The sequence below is a fragment of the Streptomyces sp. NBC_00370 genome (assembly GCF_036084755.1).
In the GTDB taxonomy this organism is placed as follows: Bacteria; Actinomycetota; Actinomycetes; order Streptomycetales; family Streptomycetaceae; genus Streptomyces.
Genome location: NZ_CP107968.1, coordinates 1,119,157 through 1,135,723, shown reverse-complemented (window position 1 = coordinate 1,135,723; position 16,567 = coordinate 1,119,157). Strand labels below are relative to the sequence as shown.

General features: G+C 70.7%; 12 protein-coding genes. 7 read left to right on the top strand and 5 right to left on the bottom strand.

The window, feature by feature from the left end; all coding sequences use genetic code 11:
- Positions 1-7: 7 nt before the first annotated feature.
- Entirely contained in the window at positions 8-1,480 is a 1,473-nt protein-coding gene (locus tag OHS57_RS04915; protein ID WP_078864040.1) for an NCS2 family permease, read from the top strand.
- Positions 1,481-1,493: 13 nt separating this feature from the next.
- Here OHS57_RS04915 and OHS57_RS04910 read toward each other — a convergent pair whose 3' ends face one another.
- Positions 1,494-1,871 carry a winged helix-turn-helix transcriptional regulator gene (locus tag OHS57_RS04910; protein WP_041998167.1) on the bottom strand — a complete coding sequence of 126 codons (378 nt, stop codon included), beginning with the start codon at positions 1,869-1,871 and terminating at the stop codon, positions 1,494-1,496.
- A 144-nt stretch (positions 1,872-2,015) separates the two neighbouring features.
- Here OHS57_RS04910 and OHS57_RS04905 point away from each other — a divergent pair, with 144 nt between their 5' ends.
- A complete protein-coding gene (locus OHS57_RS04905) occupies positions 2,016-2,588 on the top strand; it encodes a YceI family protein (RefSeq protein WP_041998168.1) in 573 nt (190 codons plus the stop codon).
- Between the two features lie 76 nt (positions 2,589-2,664).
- Here the strand turns inward: OHS57_RS04905 and OHS57_RS04900 are convergent, their stop codons facing one another.
- On the bottom strand, positions 2,665-3,300 hold the full coding sequence (locus OHS57_RS04900) for a TetR/AcrR family transcriptional regulator (RefSeq protein ID WP_328581138.1): 636 nt from the start codon (positions 3,298-3,300) through the stop codon (positions 2,665-2,667).
- A gap of 80 nt (positions 3,301-3,380) precedes the next feature.
- Between OHS57_RS04900 and OHS57_RS04895 the strand changes: the two genes are divergently transcribed.
- Positions 3,381-4,157: an MBL fold metallo-hydrolase gene (locus OHS57_RS04895; protein WP_328581137.1), complete on the top strand. Its 777-nt coding sequence runs from the start codon at positions 3,381-3,383 to the stop codon at positions 4,155-4,157.
- Positions 4,158-4,205: 48 nt separating this feature from the next.
- On the opposite strand, the gene OHS57_RS04890 is transcribed toward OHS57_RS04895, so the two are convergent.
- From OHS57_RS04890 to OHS57_RS04880, 3 genes are read right to left on the bottom strand one after another with little or no spacing between them, the layout of a single operon-like run.
- Positions 4,206-4,406: an acyl-CoA carboxylase subunit epsilon gene (locus tag OHS57_RS04890; protein WP_328581136.1), complete on the bottom strand. Its 201-nt coding sequence runs from the start codon at positions 4,404-4,406 to the stop codon at positions 4,206-4,208.
- Positions 4,407-4,438: 32 nt separating this feature from the next.
- Positions 4,439-5,926 carry a DHA2 family efflux MFS transporter permease subunit gene (locus tag OHS57_RS04885; RefSeq protein ID WP_328581135.1) on the bottom strand — a complete coding sequence of 496 codons (1,488 nt, stop codon included), beginning with the start codon at positions 5,924-5,926 and terminating at the stop codon, positions 4,439-4,441.
- An 11-nt stretch (positions 5,927-5,937) separates the two neighbouring features.
- A complete protein-coding gene (locus tag OHS57_RS04880) occupies positions 5,938-6,519 on the bottom strand; it encodes an RNA polymerase sigma factor (protein WP_052457330.1) in 582 nt (193 codons plus the stop codon).
- Between the two features lie 248 nt (positions 6,520-6,767).
- Between OHS57_RS04880 and OHS57_RS04875 the strand changes: the two genes are divergently transcribed.
- From OHS57_RS04875 to OHS57_RS04860, 4 genes are read left to right on the top strand one after another with little or no spacing between them, the layout of a single operon-like run.
- The gene (locus OHS57_RS04875; RefSeq protein WP_041998177.1) at positions 6,768-7,958 is read left to right on the top strand and encodes an aminotransferase class I/II-fold pyridoxal phosphate-dependent enzyme; all 1,191 of its coding nucleotides are present in this window, start codon (positions 6,768-6,770) and stop codon (positions 7,956-7,958) included.
- Between the two features lie 20 nt (positions 7,959-7,978).
- On the top strand, positions 7,979-12,901 hold the full coding sequence (locus OHS57_RS04870; RefSeq protein WP_328581134.1) for an SDR family NAD(P)-dependent oxidoreductase: 4,923 nt from the start codon (positions 7,979-7,981) through the stop codon (positions 12,899-12,901).
- On the top strand, positions 12,873-13,718 hold the full coding sequence (locus tag OHS57_RS04865) for a 4'-phosphopantetheinyl transferase family protein (RefSeq protein WP_328581133.1): 846 nt from the start codon (positions 12,873-12,875) through the stop codon (positions 13,716-13,718). Before OHS57_RS04870 ends, OHS57_RS04865 begins: the two co-directional genes overlap by 29 nt.
- Positions 13,705-16,563: a beta-ketoacyl synthase N-terminal-like domain-containing protein gene (locus OHS57_RS04860; RefSeq protein ID WP_328581132.1), complete on the top strand. Its 2,859-nt coding sequence runs from the start codon at positions 13,705-13,707 to the stop codon at positions 16,561-16,563. Before OHS57_RS04865 ends, OHS57_RS04860 begins: the two co-directional genes overlap by 14 nt.
- Positions 16,564-16,567 lie beyond the last annotated feature (4 nt).

Below are 16,567 nucleotides of genomic sequence, written 5' to 3'. Positions count from 1 at the left end.
GAGAGCAATGTCAGGCCAGACAGTGGACAGGACACCCGACGCACCGGACGCACCCGAGGCGCCGGGCGGGTCCCGGCGCGACGCCGTCGACCGGTACTTCAGGATCAGCGAGCGCGGCTCGACGTACGGACGTGAGATACGCGGCGGCTTCGCCACGTTCTTCACGATGGCCTACATCCTCGTGCTGAACCCGATCATCCTCGGCGGCGCCGAGGACAAGTTCGGCCACCACCTCTCCGGGCCCCAACTGGTCACCGTCACCGCCCTGGTGGCGGCCGTGATGACCGCGATCATGGGCATCGGCGGCAATCTGCCGCTCGCCATCGCGGCCGGGCTCGGGCTCAACGCCGTGGTGGCCTTCCAGCTCGCGCCGCTGATGAGCTGGCCGGACGCGATGGGCCTTGTCGTCATCGAGGGCCTGCTGATCTGCGTCCTGGTCGTCACCGGGCTGCGGGAGGCCGTCATGCGGGCCATCCCGGGACCGCTCAAGCAGGCGATCAGCGTCGGCATCGGGCTGTTCATCGCGTTCATCGGCTTCGTGGACGCCGGCTTCGCCTCCCGTATCCCCGGCGCCACGGGATCGACACCGGTCCAGCTCGGCGCGACAGGGCATCTGACCGGCTGGCCCGTACTGGTCTTCTGCCTCGGGGTGTTGCTCATCATCGCCCTGGTGGCGAGGAAGGTGCGGGGCGCGATCCTCATCGGCATCGTCACGATGACGATCGTCGCGATCATCATCAACGAGATCGCCGACATCAAGCCCGCTGCGTGGGGTCTCACCGTGCCCTCGGTGCCCGACGACATCGTGGCGGCGCCCGACTTCGGGCTCGTCGGCCACTTCTCCCTCTTCGGCGCGTTCCACGAGATCAGCGTCGTCACCCTGGTGCTGCTCGTCTTCACCCTCATCCTCAGCGACTTCTTCGACACCATGGGCACGGTCGTCGGTGTGTCCAACGAGGCGGGGCTGCTGGACGCGGACGGCAGGGTGCCGAACCTGGGCCGGGTCCTGCTCATCGACGGCGCCGCCGCCGTCGCGGGCGGCGCGGCATCGGCGTCCTCCAACACCGCGTACATCGAGTCGGCCGCCGGGGTCGGCGAGGGCGCCCGTACCGGCTTCGCCTCCGTCGTGACCGGCGCGCTGTTCGCCCTGGCGCTGTTCCTGACACCGCTCGCCGTGGTCGTCCCCGCGCAGGCGGCGGCCCCCGCGCTGGTCGTGGTGGGCTTCCTGCTGATGTCGCAGGTGCGGCACATCGACTGGGAGAAGTACGAGATAGCGATCCCGGCGTTCCTGACGATCGCCGTGATGCCGTTCACGTACTCCATCACCAACGGCATCGGGGCGGGCTTCGTCTCGTACGTCCTCGTCAAGGCCGTACTCGGCAAGGCGCGCGAGGTGCACTGGCTGCTGTGGGCGACCGCCGCGCTGTTCGTCGTGTACTTCGCGATCGACCCGGTCGAGCAGCTGTTCAACGTCAACTAGCGGCTGTTCGACGTCAAGCGGTACGGGCGGCGGTGCGCGCGTCGTACTCGGCGCGCGCCGCGTCCATCCGCTCCAGATTCCCGACGCTCCAGTCGATCAGCGGCGCCGTGGCACGCAGCAGCGTCCGGCCGATCGGGGTCAGTCCGTAGCTCACATGCGGCGGCATCACCTCGACGACGGTCCTGGTCAGGATGCCGTCGCGCTCCAGGCCACGCAGGGTGACGGTCAGCATCCGCTGGCTGATCCCGTCGATGTCCCGCCGCAGCTCGCTGAACCGCCGGGGCCCCTCGCCCAGACAGGACACCACGTACAGCGACCACTTGTCGGCGACGAGGTCCAGGGCCTGCCGGGCGCGGCAGGCCGTCGGGGTGCGGCCGGTGGGAGTGCTCACGGTTACCTCCGAGAACCACGGCACCAAGAAGTGCCTGATTGCCTGGACAGACGGACTGCCGGACGATTGTGACGGTTCCTATAGAGTACCGAGAAACCAAAAGGAACCGCTACGGCTGTCAATTTCTGTCAGGAGCGCATCCCTTTGACTTCCACCGATCTGCAGATCCCCGGCATCGTCGCGGGCACGTGGACCATCGACACGGTCCACTCCCACGTCGGGTTCATCATCAAGCACATGATGGTCAGCAAGGTCCGTGGCCACTTCGGCACCTTCAGCGGGCAGATCACCATCGCGGAGAACCCGCTGGAGTCGTCGGTCAGCACGACGATCGACGCGACGTCCATCGACACCGCCAACCCCATGCGGGACGACCACATCCGCTCGGCCGACTTCTTCGACGCCGAGAACCACCCCACCATCGACTTCGTCTCCACCGGAGTGCGGTACGAGGACGGGGACTTCTTCATCGACGGCGACCTGACGATCCGCGGGACGACCAAGCCGGTCACCCTCGCCGTCGAGACGCCCGAGTTCGGCCCCAACCCCGCAGGGGGCACCAAGGCCGGTTTCTCCGCCACCACCGAGATCAACCGCGGTGACTTCGGGGTGAGTTACAACGGTCCCATCCCCGGCGGCGGCGTCGCGCTGAGCGAGAAGGTCCAGATCGTGCTCGACGTCGAGGCCGACCTGGCGACGGACGCGGCCACCGCCTGACGTCCGGCCCACCGTCTGACGTCCGGCCCACCACCGCGCGTGGCCCGTCCTGCCCCGGGGACGGGCCGCCCGCGTGTCATACGAGCGCGGCGGCCAGCGCGCCGGCCAGCCAGTCGCGGTAGGCCGCGGTGTCCCAGCCCCGGTCCTCGGTCAGCCTGCCGAAGACCTGCGGCGAGGTGAGCACCCAGCAGACATCGGCCGCGCGTTCCTGGTCCTCGCCGGGCCGCAGCAGCTCCTCGCGCGCGAGATGCGCGACGAACCCCCTGACGCCGGTCAGCCGCTCCGCCTCGGTCGCGTCGAGGAAGTCGGCGACCTCCGGGCCCGCGCGGGTGAGCAACGCGAAGAGCCGGCCGGTGCGTTCGTGGACGCCGCACACGAACTCCGCGTAGAGGCCCAGCTTTTCGCCCGGGTCGCGGGTGCGGAACACCTCCTGGAGCTGCGGACGCTCCGCCATGGCGGCCGGTTCGTCGTCGCCGGCCAGTGTCACGTCCCACAGCGCCTTCAGCAGCCCCGGCTTGCCGCCGAACGTCTTGTGGACCGTCTCCGGCGAGACCCCCGCCCGCTCGGCCACCGCCCGGATCGTGGCCGCCCGGTAGCCGTCCTGGAACAGCAGCTCCCGGCAGGCGTCCAGCACCGCCCCGCGGCTGCGCAGCGCCGCCGCCCTGCGCCCGCTGGAGTCGTACGCCCTGGCCCGCGGTTCAGCCGGTGCCATGGCGCCCGCCGGTGGTGTCCGGATCCTCGGAGTACATTGGATACTGCCGCATGTATCGAATATAGCGTCCGGAGGAGAACATGGGTGACCCGAGAGCGGAAACAGCACCGGTCGCACCCGGTGTCCACCGGCTCGGTGACACGGTGGTCAACTTCTACCTGGTCGAGGGGGACGAGGGTCCCGTGCTGGTGGACGCGGGGCTGCCCAGCCACTTCGGCCGTCTCCAGGAGGCCCTGGCCCGCACCGGACACCGCCCGGCGGACATCCGGGCGGTGCTGCTCACCCACGCGCACCCCGACCACACCGGACTGGCCGAGCGGATCCGCGCGCTGAGCGACGCCGAGGTGTGGGTCCACCGCGCGGACGCCGCCATCCTGGCCGACGGACCGCGCAGCGCCCTGCGGCACGCCAAGCCGGAGCGGTCGATGCTGACGTACCTGCGGCGCAGGCCGGCCGCTGTCGCCACACCGCTGCGGCTGGCGCGCGGCGGCGCCTTCACCGCTCCGGCCGTCCGCCGGGTGCGTACCTTCGACGGTGAGCGGACCCTCGACTCCGTCCCCGGCCGCCCGCTGGCGGTGCCGCTGCCGGGCCATACGACGGGCAGCACCGGCTATCTGTTCGCCGACCGCGGGCTGCTCTTCACCGGCGACGCGCTGGTGACCTACGACGGTCTGACCGGACACACCGGACCCTGCCTGGTCTGCCGGGGGTTCACCCAGGACAGCGCGGCGGCCCTGCGCTCGCTCGACCGGCTGGCCGTCCAGCCGGCCCGCCTGCTGCTGCCGGGACACGGCGAACCCTTCCCGCACGGACCGGCCGCCGCGGCCGACCAGGCCCGCGCGGTCGGTGTGGTCTGACCACGCCGGACCCACCGCACCGGGGTGCGCGGTGGGTCCGGCGGGTGCTCAGGCGGCGGCGCGCCAGGAGCCGCCCAGACGCGGCGTCACGGAGTGGCGCCAGCCGGCGAGCGGGACGACGACCGGGGCGGCCGGTGCCTCGGCGCGGCGTGCGAGCGAGGCGAGTACGGCGGTCACGGCGGCCAGTTCCTCCGGGTTGGGGGAGCCGCTGACGATCTTCCAGAGGGTCTCTTCGACGGTTTCCGACATCAGGGTCTCTCTCCTTCTGCTCGCTCTCCTTCTCAGGCCACCGTCGCGGCCGCAGGTGCGGGAACCTCCTCCGTGCCGTCCGCCACGGCCGCCTTCTCGACGGCCTCGGCGCGCGCCGCCTCGGCGCCCATCGCCTCGGCGCCCACCGGGCGCAGCCCGTTCGGGATCAGCATCGAGGCGACGCCCGCTGCCAGGACCACGGCGGCCCCGACCCAGACCGCGGGGATCAGCCCGTCCACGAAGGTCTGCGCGCTCCCGTAGCCGCCGTACGCGGCGAACACGGCGGCCAGAATGGCCACTCCGAGCACACCGCCCAGCTCACGGCCCGCGTTGTTGACACCGGAGGCGATGCCCTCCTGGTCCCGCCGTACGGACGAGAAGACCATGTTGACGACGGGCGCGTAGAACAGCGACATACCGACGCCGAGGACGGCGAACGGCGGCACCAGCGTGCCGTAACCGACCGACGGCGTCGCCACCAGCGCGAACCAGCCGAGACCGATCGCCTGGAGGACGAACCCGATCGTCAGGATCAGCCGCCCGCCGAACTTGTCGGAGAGGATCCCGGCGACCGGCGCGACCACCATCGGCATCGCGGTCCACGGGAGGGTGCGCAGCCCGGCCTCCAGCGGCGAGTAGCCCTGCGCCGTCTGCAGGAACTGCGCGATCAGGAAGATCGACCCGAACATGCCGAAGTACATCAGCAGCGACGCCAGGTTGGTCATCGAGAAGGCCCGGCCGCGGAACAGACCGAGCGGCAGCATCGGATGCGCGGTGCGGTTCTCCCACACCAGGAAGGCGATCAGCAGCACACCGCCGGCCAGGAAGCCCGCCAGCACCTCGCCGGACGTCCAGCCGGTCGTACCGCCGCGCACCAGACCGAGGATCACGCCGAAGAGTCCGAAGCTCAGCAGCGCCGTACCGAGCACGTCGAGCTTGGCCTCCGCGCCCCGGCTCTCCGCGAGCCAGACCCGGGACAGCGGGACGAGCACGATGCCGAGCGGCACATTGATCCAGAAGATCCACTGCCAGGAGGCGCCCTCGACGATGGCGCCGCCCACCACGGGTCCCAGCGCGATGGCCAGACCCGCGATGGCGCCCCAGGCGCCCAGCGCCGCACCGCGCTTGGCGGGCGGCACGGCGGCGGACAGCAGCGTCAGGGTCAGCGGTACGACGATCGCGCCGCCGACGCCCTGCACGGCGCGCGCCGCGATCAGCTGCGCCGCGGTGTCCGACAGCGCGGCCCCCGCGGAGGCCAGCGTGAAGATGGTGACACCGATCATGAACAGCCGTCGCCTGCCGAACCGGTCACCGAGCGCGGACCCCGTCATGAGGAGGACGGCGAAGGTGAGGGTGAACGCGTTGACTGTCCATTCCAGGTCGTCCAGTCCCGCGCCCAGGTCCTCACGGATCGCGGGCAGCGCGGTGGTGACCACGAGATTGTCGAGCGAGGTGATGAACATCGCCACGGCGGCGATGACGAACGTACGGACGGGATGGCCCTGTGTCTGGGCACTCATGGTTCGTCCTTTCACATGTCGCGCAGGAAATCCCCGGCTTGCCGGAGAATGCGGTTTCGGGTGGGGCCGATCGAGCCGCGCGGCATGGAGAGCGCCGCGCTGATCGCGTCGTAACTCAGCGGGGGATCACAGAGCAGCAGCCCCAGCAGGGCCTGGTGCTGCCTGGGCAGGAGCCGGAAGGCGAGCCGGGCGAGGTCGCCCTCGGCCGTGCTCAGCGCCGACTCCTCGGGGGTCGCCTCGTGACAGCTCTCCTGGGCGAAGAAGGCGAGATCGTCGACGAGGTGGTACTTGGTGCCGCTGCCGGACACCTTCAGAGCCTCGCGCCGTGCCGTGGTGACGATCCACGCGCCGACCTTGGCCGGATCGTGGAGCGAGCCGATGTTCTCGATGACGCGCAGCCAGGTCAGCTGGCAGACGTCCTCACAGTCGGCCGGCCGCAGCCCGTGCGAACGGGCCACCGTCCAGACCGTGGGGCGGTAGCGCCTGATGAGCCGCGCCCATGCCGCCTCCTCACCGGCGCGGCAGGCCGCGACCAGTTCGGCGGGCGACGCCGGAGTGCTGTCCCGGCCGTGTGCCGTCTTCGCCTCCACCACGACAACTCCTCCTTCGGCCCTCCCCGTAGGGACCTGTTGACATCTCTTGTCCCATGACCGGGTAGCCCGCCACTGGACCCGGGGTCGCCGCCCGCACGGCCCGTGGGTAGCGCCGGGGCGATGTGGCGTGAAGCGCACGGATGCGAGGTATCCGCACCCCCCTCCCGCCGCTCTGTCGGGATGACGGTCGCCGTCTCCTGCCCCGTACGCCGGCAGCGGCGAGCGACGCACCGAGAGGGGAATCACGAATGATCACGGATGAATACGCGCGGACCCTCGCGTCGGTCAACGACCGGATCCGGGGCCTCAAGGACAGCGGCTTCTACACCTTCGAACAGCCTTTCACCGCCGCACCGGGCGGCCGGTCCGAGATCGACAACCGCGAGGTCATCATGTTGACCAGCGGGAACTACCTGGGTCTCGTCGGCCACCCGGAGATCAACAAGGCGATCAAGGAAGCGCTCGACACCTACGGCTCAGGTGCCTGCGGTGCCCGGCTCAACAACGGCACGACCCGGCTGCACCTGGAGCTGGAGGAGCGGCTCGCCGACTGGATGGGCACCGAGGCCGCCATCACCTACAGCTCCGGCTATATGGCCAACCTGGGGACGATCTCGGCGCTCTGCGACGCCGAAACCGTCGTCATCACCGACCAGTTCAACCATATGAGCATCATCGACGGCTGCCGGCTCGCGGAGGGCAGCGTCAAGATATTCGCGCACAACTCCATGGAGAAGCTGGAGTACGTGCTCCGGCGCAACGCGGACGCGAAGAAGAAGTTCGTCGTGGTCGACGGTGTGTACTCGATGGACGGCGAGATCGCCCCGATGGACGAGATCCACCGGCTCACCGAGCAGTACGGCGCCATGCTGATGGTGGACGAGGCCCACGGCACCGGGTTCCTCGGCGAGCACGGCAGGGGAGCGGGCGAGCACTTCGGTGTGGTCCCCGACCTCACCATGGGGACCTTCAGCAAGACCCTGGGCGGGGTCGGCGGGTTCGTCACCGCCGGCGAGGACGTCGTGGAGTTCCTGCGCCACTCGGCGCACGCCTACATGTTCAACGCGAGCCTGCCGGCGCCGACCGTGGCCGGTGTGCTCAAGGCGCTGGAGCTGATGCGGCGGGAGCCGTGGCGCACCGAGAAGCTGTGGGAGAACACCATGCGCTTCCGCTCGGGGCTCATCCGGGCGGGCTTCGAGGTGATGGGCAGTGTCACGCCCGTCATCCCGATCCTCATCGGTGACGACAACACCGCCCTGCTCATGTCCAAGGAGCTGATGGCGGACGGCCTTTACGTCTCGGGGGCGATCTTCCCCGCCGTGCCCAAGGGGCGGGCCAGGTTCCGCGCCACGGTCACCGCCGGCATGACGACCGAGGACGTGGACCGCGCACTGGAACTGCTGGGTGACGCCGCCCGGCGGCACAACATTCTGGCCTGAGGGGACATACCGACGTGACCATGACCGAGACCGAAGCCCAGCTCGACGAGCAGGTCGTCGCGTACCGGCGGGCGCTCCAGGCCCAGGGCGTGTACCTGGGTACCACCGGAGTCCAGCTGCGTACCGCCTTCCTGTTCCCCGGACACGGGGCCCAGTACCCCGACATGTTCGCCGACCTCATCGCCGAACACCCGGTGGTCGCCGAGACGTTCGAGCGGATGGACGAGACCTACCGGTCGCTGGCCGGACACACCCTGACCAGCAGGATGTTCAGCTCCGGCGGCCACGACCCGGCGAAGGAGCTGCAGGACCCCGTGGTCATGCAGCCCGCCATCTTCGCCGGCAGCATGGCCGTGCACCGGCTGCTGGAGCACCAAGGCGTCACCGCCGAGGTGCACATCGGCCACAGCCTCGGTGAGCTGGGCGCGCTCGTCGCGGCAGGCGCGCTGTCGCTGGAGGACGGCGTACGGGCCGTGTACGGGCGCGGCGCCGCCGTCAAGACCATCGACCCCGAGCGCCGCGGCGGCATGCTGAGCCTGCAGACGGACAGCCCCCGCAGCAGGGAACAGCTCGCCCGGCTCGTGCTCCTGATGCACGGTCAGGACGGCTACATCGTCCGCTCCATCGTCAACTCGCCCGACCAGACGGTGCTTTCGGGCGACTCCGACACCATCGACCGGGCCACGGCGCTCTGCCGCGAGCGGGGCATCAAGGCCACCCGGCTGCGGGTCTCGCACGGCTTCCACTCGGACCTGCTCGCGGACGCCGTACCGCATCTGGAGCGCACCCTGGCCGCGCTCGACTGGCGCGCGCCGCACACTCCCGTGCTGTCGACCGTCGTCGGCGACTTCTACACCGAGCACGACATCGCCGACATGCCGATGCTGCTGGCCCGCCAGCTCGTCACCCCGTTCAGCTTCCAGGACCTGATCCGGCAGCTGCACACCGGCGGTGTCAACGCGTTCGTCGAGGTCGGCCCGAAGTCGATCCTCTCCGGGCTCGCCGAGCGGATCCTGGCGGACCAGGACGCGCTCGTCACACCGACCAACATCCAGTCGCTCGGCGCTGTCGAGAGCATGCGGCGCTTCACCGCCTTCGCCGCCGTCCACGGCATGGGCAACGGCGAGGTGCCGGCGGAGGCCGAGGCGCCCGCGCGGAGCGCGGAGGCACCGGCCACGGCGCGCGAGAGCGTGACCCAGGTGCGGGCGGGACTGCTCAAGGTCGCCGCGCGCTACACCGGTTACCCGGTACGGCTGCTCGACCCGGCCCAGCTCATGGGCACCGGGCTCGGGCTCAGCGTCCGGGTGCGCGAGGAGCTGGCGACGGCGCTCGCCGCGCACCTCGGGCTGCCCGGCATCACCGTCGCCACCAGTGACGACGCACCGCTGGGGCATCTGCTGGACCAGCTCATCGAGGCATCGCGCGACACGGCCCCCGCGGTGGACGGATCCGGGCCGGCCGCGACCGTCCCGGCCCCGGCCGCCGCACCCGTACCCGTACCCGTACCCGCCGCCACGACCACCACCGCCGAGCCGTCCGCCGAGGAGCGTGCGGAGGTGGACCGTGTGGTGTGGGCGGTGACGGAGGCGAAGACGGGTTATCCGGCCGATCTGTTGGAGGCGGAGCTGGATCTGGAGGCGGATCTGGGGATCGACTCGGTGAAGCAGGCCGAGATCCTGGGCGACGTGCGTGACCAGTTCGACCTGCCGGTGGTGGAGGACCTGGACACCGCCGAGCTGAACACCCTGCGCAAGATCGCCGAGTTCGTCGCCGGACTCCAGGCGGTCACCCACCCCAAGGCCGCCCCGGCGGCCGAAGCCGCGCCCACCGACCCCACCGATCCCACCGATCCCACCGACAGCGCCGACAGCGCCGACAGCGCCGACAGTGCCGTCGTCGTAATCGCCGAGCCGTCCGCCGAGGAGCGTGCGGAGGTGGACCGTGTGGTGTGGGCGGTGACGGAGGCGAAGACGGGTTATCCGGCCGATCTGTTGGAGGCGGAGCTGGATCTGGAGGCGGATCTGGGGATCGACTCGGTGAAGCAGGCCGAGATCCTGGGCGAGGTCCGCGAGCAGTTCGGGCTGCCGGTGGTGGAGGACCTGGACACCGCCGAGCTGAACACCCTGCACAAGATGTCCGCGTTCGTCGCCGAACTGCGCGCCGGCACCGGGCGAGGTCCGCGCGGCGGCCGCAGCGAGGGCGGGGCGGGCGACGACGGCAGCCACATACCGTCGGCGGCAGCCGCAAGCCCGGTACTGCCGCCGGTACTCGCCCGTGAAGTCGACCGGATCGCCGGCCGTTTCGTCCCCGTCGCCGTACAGAGCCCGCTGCACCACCCCGGCACCGTGCCGTTCAGCCTGGACGGCAAGGCGGTCGTGGTCGTCACGGGCCACGACACCCGTCTCGCCGAGCTGCTGCTGCCGCTTCTCGCCGAGCAGGGCGCGCTGCCGTACGCCGTCGCCCCGCAGGGCACGGAACTCACCGGCTGGCGGACGGCGCACGCCGACTTCACCGACCCCGAGGCACTGGCCGCCGCACTCACGACGGCCCGGGGCGGCGCCCCGGTCCAGGCCGTCGTCAATCTGCACCCCTACGGTGCGGGCCCCGAACCCATCACCGGCGACGGGCAGCACACCTCCTTCGACGCGCCGGCCGCCGACTGGAGCGCTGCGGCCGACCAGCACTTCACCGTCAACCTCCTCGCCGCCAAGGCCTACTTCGCCGATCTGGCGCAGGCCGGCGCCGAGGGCGGCTACTTCGCCGCCACCGCCGTCGGCGGGGTCTTCGGACTTGAGGCCGACGGTGCGATGGACCCGCTCGGCGGACTCACCGCGGGATTCGCCAAGAGTCTGCAACTGGAACTCCCCGACGTCCGCGTCAAGGTCGTGGACTTCACCGACAGCGGGGTGCGGGACGCGGCGGACGCCCTGTTCGCCGAGATCACCCACCAGGCCGAACCGTCCGCCGAAGTCGGTTACGTACGGGGGCTGCGCAAGATCGTGCAGGTACTCCCGCACGAGATCGACACCGACGAGCGCCGCACACCGCTGCGGCTCGACCCGGGCAGTGTCGTCGTCTTCTCCGGCGGCTCGCGCGGCATCACCTACGAGTGCGCCAAGGAACTCGCCCGCCTCGAAGGCGTACGTGTCGTCGTCCTCGGCCGTACCCGCCCGGCGGCCGGCACCGAGGAGTGGATGGCCCTGGACGACGCGGAGTTCGAGGCGCTCGGCGCCAACTGGTTCCGCGAGGCCAAGCGCGCCGATCCGGCCGTCACCCCGGTGCGGGCGAAGAAGGAGTTCGCCGCCCTGGCCAACTCCCGGACGCTGTACCGCAACATCGAAGAACTGCGCGCCATCAACCCGCTCACCGGCTACGAGACCTGCGACGTGTCCGACGCGGCGCAGGTCACGGCGACGATCGAGGCGATCCGGCAGAAGTACGGCCGGATCGACGGCGTCGTGCACGCGGCGGGCCTCGACTCGGTCGCCACCGTCCCGAAGAAGTCCCTCGCCCACGCCCGCCATGTCGTACGGGTCAAGGCCGACGGCGCCCACCACCTGTGGCACGCCGTCAAGGACGACGAGTTGACGTTCTTCAGCTTCTTCGGCTCCTTCCTCGGCCGCTTCGGCATGGACGGCCAGGTCGACTACACGGCGGGCGCGGATCTGGTCTCCAAGCTCTCCGCCCTGCTCGCCAGGCGGCGTCCCGAGGTCAGGGTCTTCACCCTGTGCTGGACCGGCTGGTCCGACGTCGGCATGGCCGCGACGGAAGCGGTACGGCGGATCCAGGAAGTGGGCCGCGGCCTGCGCTACCTGGGCGTCGAGGAAGGCGTCCAGCACTTCGCCAGGGAGATCTTCCAGGGCGGTAACGACCCCGAGGTCCTGGTCTTCGGCGAGATCGGGACGAACAGCTACGGCGGCCAGGACGCGTCCATGAACGCCGACAGGACCGGTGTCGCCGTGCCGGTCGGGCCCGACGGCAGTGTCAGGGACCGGATCAGCCTGCCGCTGCTGGACGCGGTCACCGACACCGGCAAGGGCCGGATCGTCGCCACCAAACGGCTCGACCCGCGCACCGACCGCTACCTCGACGACCACCAGGTCAAGGGCGCCGGCACCTTCCCCGGTGTGCTGCACATCGAGTCGCAGGCCGAGACGGCCGGGCTGCTCGTGCCCGGACAGACCGTCATCGGCGCGGAGAACATCGAGTTCCTGAAGTTCGTCAAACACCTGCCGAACTTCCCGCTCGACCTGCGTCTGGAGGCCCGGGTCACCGGACCCCACGAGATCGCACCGGACGTACCGCGCCGGATCACCGCCGAGATCCGTTCGGACCTCGTCACCGCCGACGGCCGGGTCCTGGAGGCCGACCGGGTGCACTCACGCGGCACGTACTTCTTCGCGCGGCAGCCGGCCCCGGCGCCGGACGCCGACCCCTCGATCGCCGAACTCGTCGAGAAGGCAACCGAGTTCGACCTGGAGCGGTTCTACGAGCGGGCCCACCGGCAGATCACCTTCGGCCCGACGTTCCGTCAGGTCAGCCGGATCGGGTTCCTCGGCGACATCGACGAAGGCCGGGTGGTGAGCGAGATCGTCGTGCCGTCGGGGCGCGGCCTCTTCTCCACCGTCGCCACACCCCGGCTGCTGACCATGCCCGTCGTCATCGACAACGCCTGGAGGTCCACCCTGCTGTGGACGTACCACCGACACGGCACCCATGTGGTGCCGGTCTCCATCGGCGCACTGCGCTTCTACCGGGCGCCGCTGCCCGACGAGACCCTGTACACCCACTCCACCGTCGACCCCGACGCCGGAGGCAAGCCGGGCGGCCTGCGCGTCGCCACCCGGATCGTCGACTCCGCCGGCATCCCGCTGTGCGAGATGGACGACCTGGTGGTGGCGCGAGTGGGACGCGATGAAGGCGATACGAGTCTGCTGGGCTGAGGCGGCCGTGCCGGGCGGCGCCGTGACGCTGCCCGGCGGCGGCGCCGTGACCACCGAATGGCTGCCGGTCGCCCAGGTGCGCGGGGACTACGCGGCGGCCCCCGCCGCGTACAGCGCGCACTACCTGGGCCCGGCGGAACTCTCCGTCTTCGCCCGGATCACCGTACCCAAACGGCAGGTCGAATGGCTGGCGGGACGGGTCGCCGCCAAACGCCTGGTGTGTCTGACCCTGGAACGGCTCGGTCTCGCCGTACCGCCCAGCCAACTCGCCGTACTCGGCCGCAAACCCGGCGGCCGGGCCGGCAAACCCGAACTGAGCGCACCACCCGGGGGCGGCTACGGGCGGGGCGGCCCCCCGGAGCTTCCCATCACCGACATCTCCCTCGCGCACACCCTGCGGTTCGCGGTGTGCGGCCTGGCCAGCGGCGGCCGGGTCGGGGTCGATGTGGAACCCCTGCGGAGCTTCAGCCCCGCACTGCTCCGCACGGTCTTCACCGAACGGGAAGTCGCCCTGGCCGAGTCCGTGTTCCCGGCCTTCGACCCGGCACACCGGGCCACCGCGCTGTGGGTGGTCAAGGAAGCACTGCTCAAGGCGTACGGCATCGGCTTCGCGCACGGCTGGGGAACAGCCCGGCTGCGCGGGGCCGGGCCGGCCGCCGCCGTCTTCGACATCAACCTGCCGGCCGGCACCGACCCGGGGGACCGGGTGCACATCCGCTACGGCCGGCTCACCGACCACATCTTCGCCATCGCCACCGTGACCCCCTGGGCCACGGACGGCCACCAGCAGAAGGGGCAGCTCCGTGCCTGGGACTGACTTCGAGGACTTCGACCCGATCGCCGTCGTGGGATACGGCTGCGTCTTCCCGCCCGACTCGTACGACGCGGACACGTTCTGGCAGAACATCCTGGGCGGGAAGATCGGCATCGGCTCACCGCCCGACGAGCGCTGGGACTGGCAGAACTACCACGACGAGGACAAGAGCGTCGTCGACAAGACGTACTGCCGCTGGGGCGGCTTTATCGACGACTACGCCGGGCCCACCGGGCTCGACGAACTGACCCGCATCGGACGGGAGGCCGTCACCGACTTCAACCGCACCCAGCTGATGGTCCTCGACACCGTGCTGCAGACACTGCGCATGTCGGGTTACACACCGCACCAGCTGAGCACCACCGACACCGCGCTGTTCGTCGGCAACATGCTCGGCGACGAAGCCGTGATGGAGTCCTCGCTCGCCTTCCGGGCCGGCGAGGTGCTGCACCACATCAAGGGCGGCGCGGCGTTCCAGGGCCTGGAAGCGGAGCAGCGGGAGGCCATCGAGAGCGGCTTCCCCGCCGCGGTCAAACGCCGGCTGTACGACGCGGAGGACTCACCCGCGGCCAACGTCTTCCAGGTCAGTGTGGCCAAGGCGGTCGCCCGGGTGCTCGGTCTGCCGGGGCCCGCCGCGATCGGCGACGCCGCCTGCGCCTCGGGGCTCACCGTCATCGACACGGCGGTGAAGTACCTCCAGGACGGCAGCCACGACATGGTGCTGGCCACCGGTGTGCAGGGCAACATGAACATCACCGGCAACGTGTGCTTCGCCAAGATCGGCGGACTCTCGGCCACCCGCTCCACCCCGCTCGACGCGGGCGCCAGCGGCCTCATCAACGGCGAGGGCTCGGGCACCGTCCTGCTCAAGCGGCTCAGCGACGCGGTGCGCGACGGCGACACCATCGCCGGGGTGATCCGCGGTGTCGCCACCCGCTGCGACGGCAAGGGCAAGGCCATCTACGCCCCTTCGCCGCGCGGCCAGGTGGCGGCGATGCGCCGGGCGCTCGAACTCGCCGACGCCCAGCCGGAGGAGCTGGACTACATCGAGACCCACGCCACCGCCACCTCCACCGGCGACCTGGTGGAGGTCACCTCGCTGCAGCAGCTCTACGACGGCCGGGAGACCGACCCCGGATCCATCCTGCTCGGCTCGGTCAAGGCCCAGATCGGACACACCTTCTCGGCCGCCGGCATGGCCAACCTGCTGAAGATCCTGCTCTCCTTCAAACACGAGACGGTGCCGCCCACCCACGCCTTCAGCACCGCCCAGCCGGAGATGAAACTCCCCGGCTCGCCGTTCCGGGTCCCCGTCGAGGCCGAGTCCTGGCAGGTGCCCGACGAATGCAGGCCCCGCCGCGCGCTCTCCAACGCCTTCGGCTTCGGCGGCGTCAACACCAGCATCGTCGTGGAGCAGTACGACGCGGTCCACCACGCCGACGCCGCCCTGAAGCAGCAGAGCCACGCGGGCCGCGCCGAGAGCGCGGTCAGTGTGCCGCTCGCCGTCCTCGGCATCGGCTGTGTCACGCCGTACGCCAGGGACATCGCGGGCCTCGACCCCGACAGGCCCGCCGGCACGGGGGTTTCGGGCTTCCCCGCCGACCGCTGGCACCCGGACGCCGCCGCCGTCTACGACCCCGAGGGCACCTGGCGCGGCGGTGTCGTCACCGACCTGGACTTCCCCTGGAAGACCTACCGCATCCCGCCCAGTGTGCTGGCCGACCTCGACCGGGCCCAGCTGCTGTCGGTGATGGCGGCAGGGCAGGCGCTCGAACAGTACGGGGTGGCGGCGGCCGACCGGGTCAACGCCGGTGTGTTCGTCGGCGCCACCTGCGGTCTCGAATCGGGGCTCACCCGCAACTTCCGTATCCGTCTGGTGGAGTTCGAGCGCGCCCTGGAGGACGTGCCCGCCTACCAGGCGCTCGGCACCGCCACCCGGCAGGCCCTGGTCGACAGCTACACCGAGGAGGTGCACCGCTACATCCCGCACACCAGGGAGAACGCACTGCCCGGCTACATGGACAACATCACGGCCGGCCGGATCCAGAACATCTTCGACCTGCGCGGCCCCGGCGTCGTCATCGACGACGACCTGTGCTCCTTCGGGACCGCGCTCGGCCTGGCCAAGCGCAACCTCGAACAGGGCGAGTGCGACGTCGCGCTGGTCGGCGGCGTACACGCCAACCTCACACCCGAGTTCACCCGGCTGTTCGAACGCAGACTGAACGAGGCCGGCCATCACATCGACGACCTGACCCCCGGCGAGGGCGCGGCGTTCTTCGTCATCAAGCCCCTCGACCGGGTCACCGAGGGCGAGCAGGTGCTCGCCGTCATCGACGGTGTCGGCTGCGCCGACGCCGACATCCCCATCGCAGGGCCCGGTGTGCCCTTCTTCTACGGCGCCGATGGCGCCATCCGCACCGTGGAGGTGATCGCGGCCATGAAGGACTCCGACGAGGATCTCGTGCACGTCAAACTCCCCCAGATCGAGAGCGGTTACGGCTACTCGCTCCGGATCAGGCGCAACGGCGACGTCCCCGACGGCGACCGGCCGCCGGTCCCCGCCGCCCGGCGCGTACCGGTGTCGGCGGACGCCTCGCCCGACGACCCCGGCACCGGCTTCATCACCGCCGACACCTACGAGCGCCTCATGCAGAAACTCGAATCGCTCGGCCACGGCGCCATGAGCCAGCTCGACCACATACCGCCCAGCTCCCAGGACAGCTACCGGCTCGGCTTCAGCTACGCGTCGTGGGTGGATCTCGCCCGCAAGGCACAGCTGACCCTGCGGCTGCTGCGGCCCGACAGCACCACCAACCCGTCCGCCCGTCCCCCTGTCACGAGGTGAACCC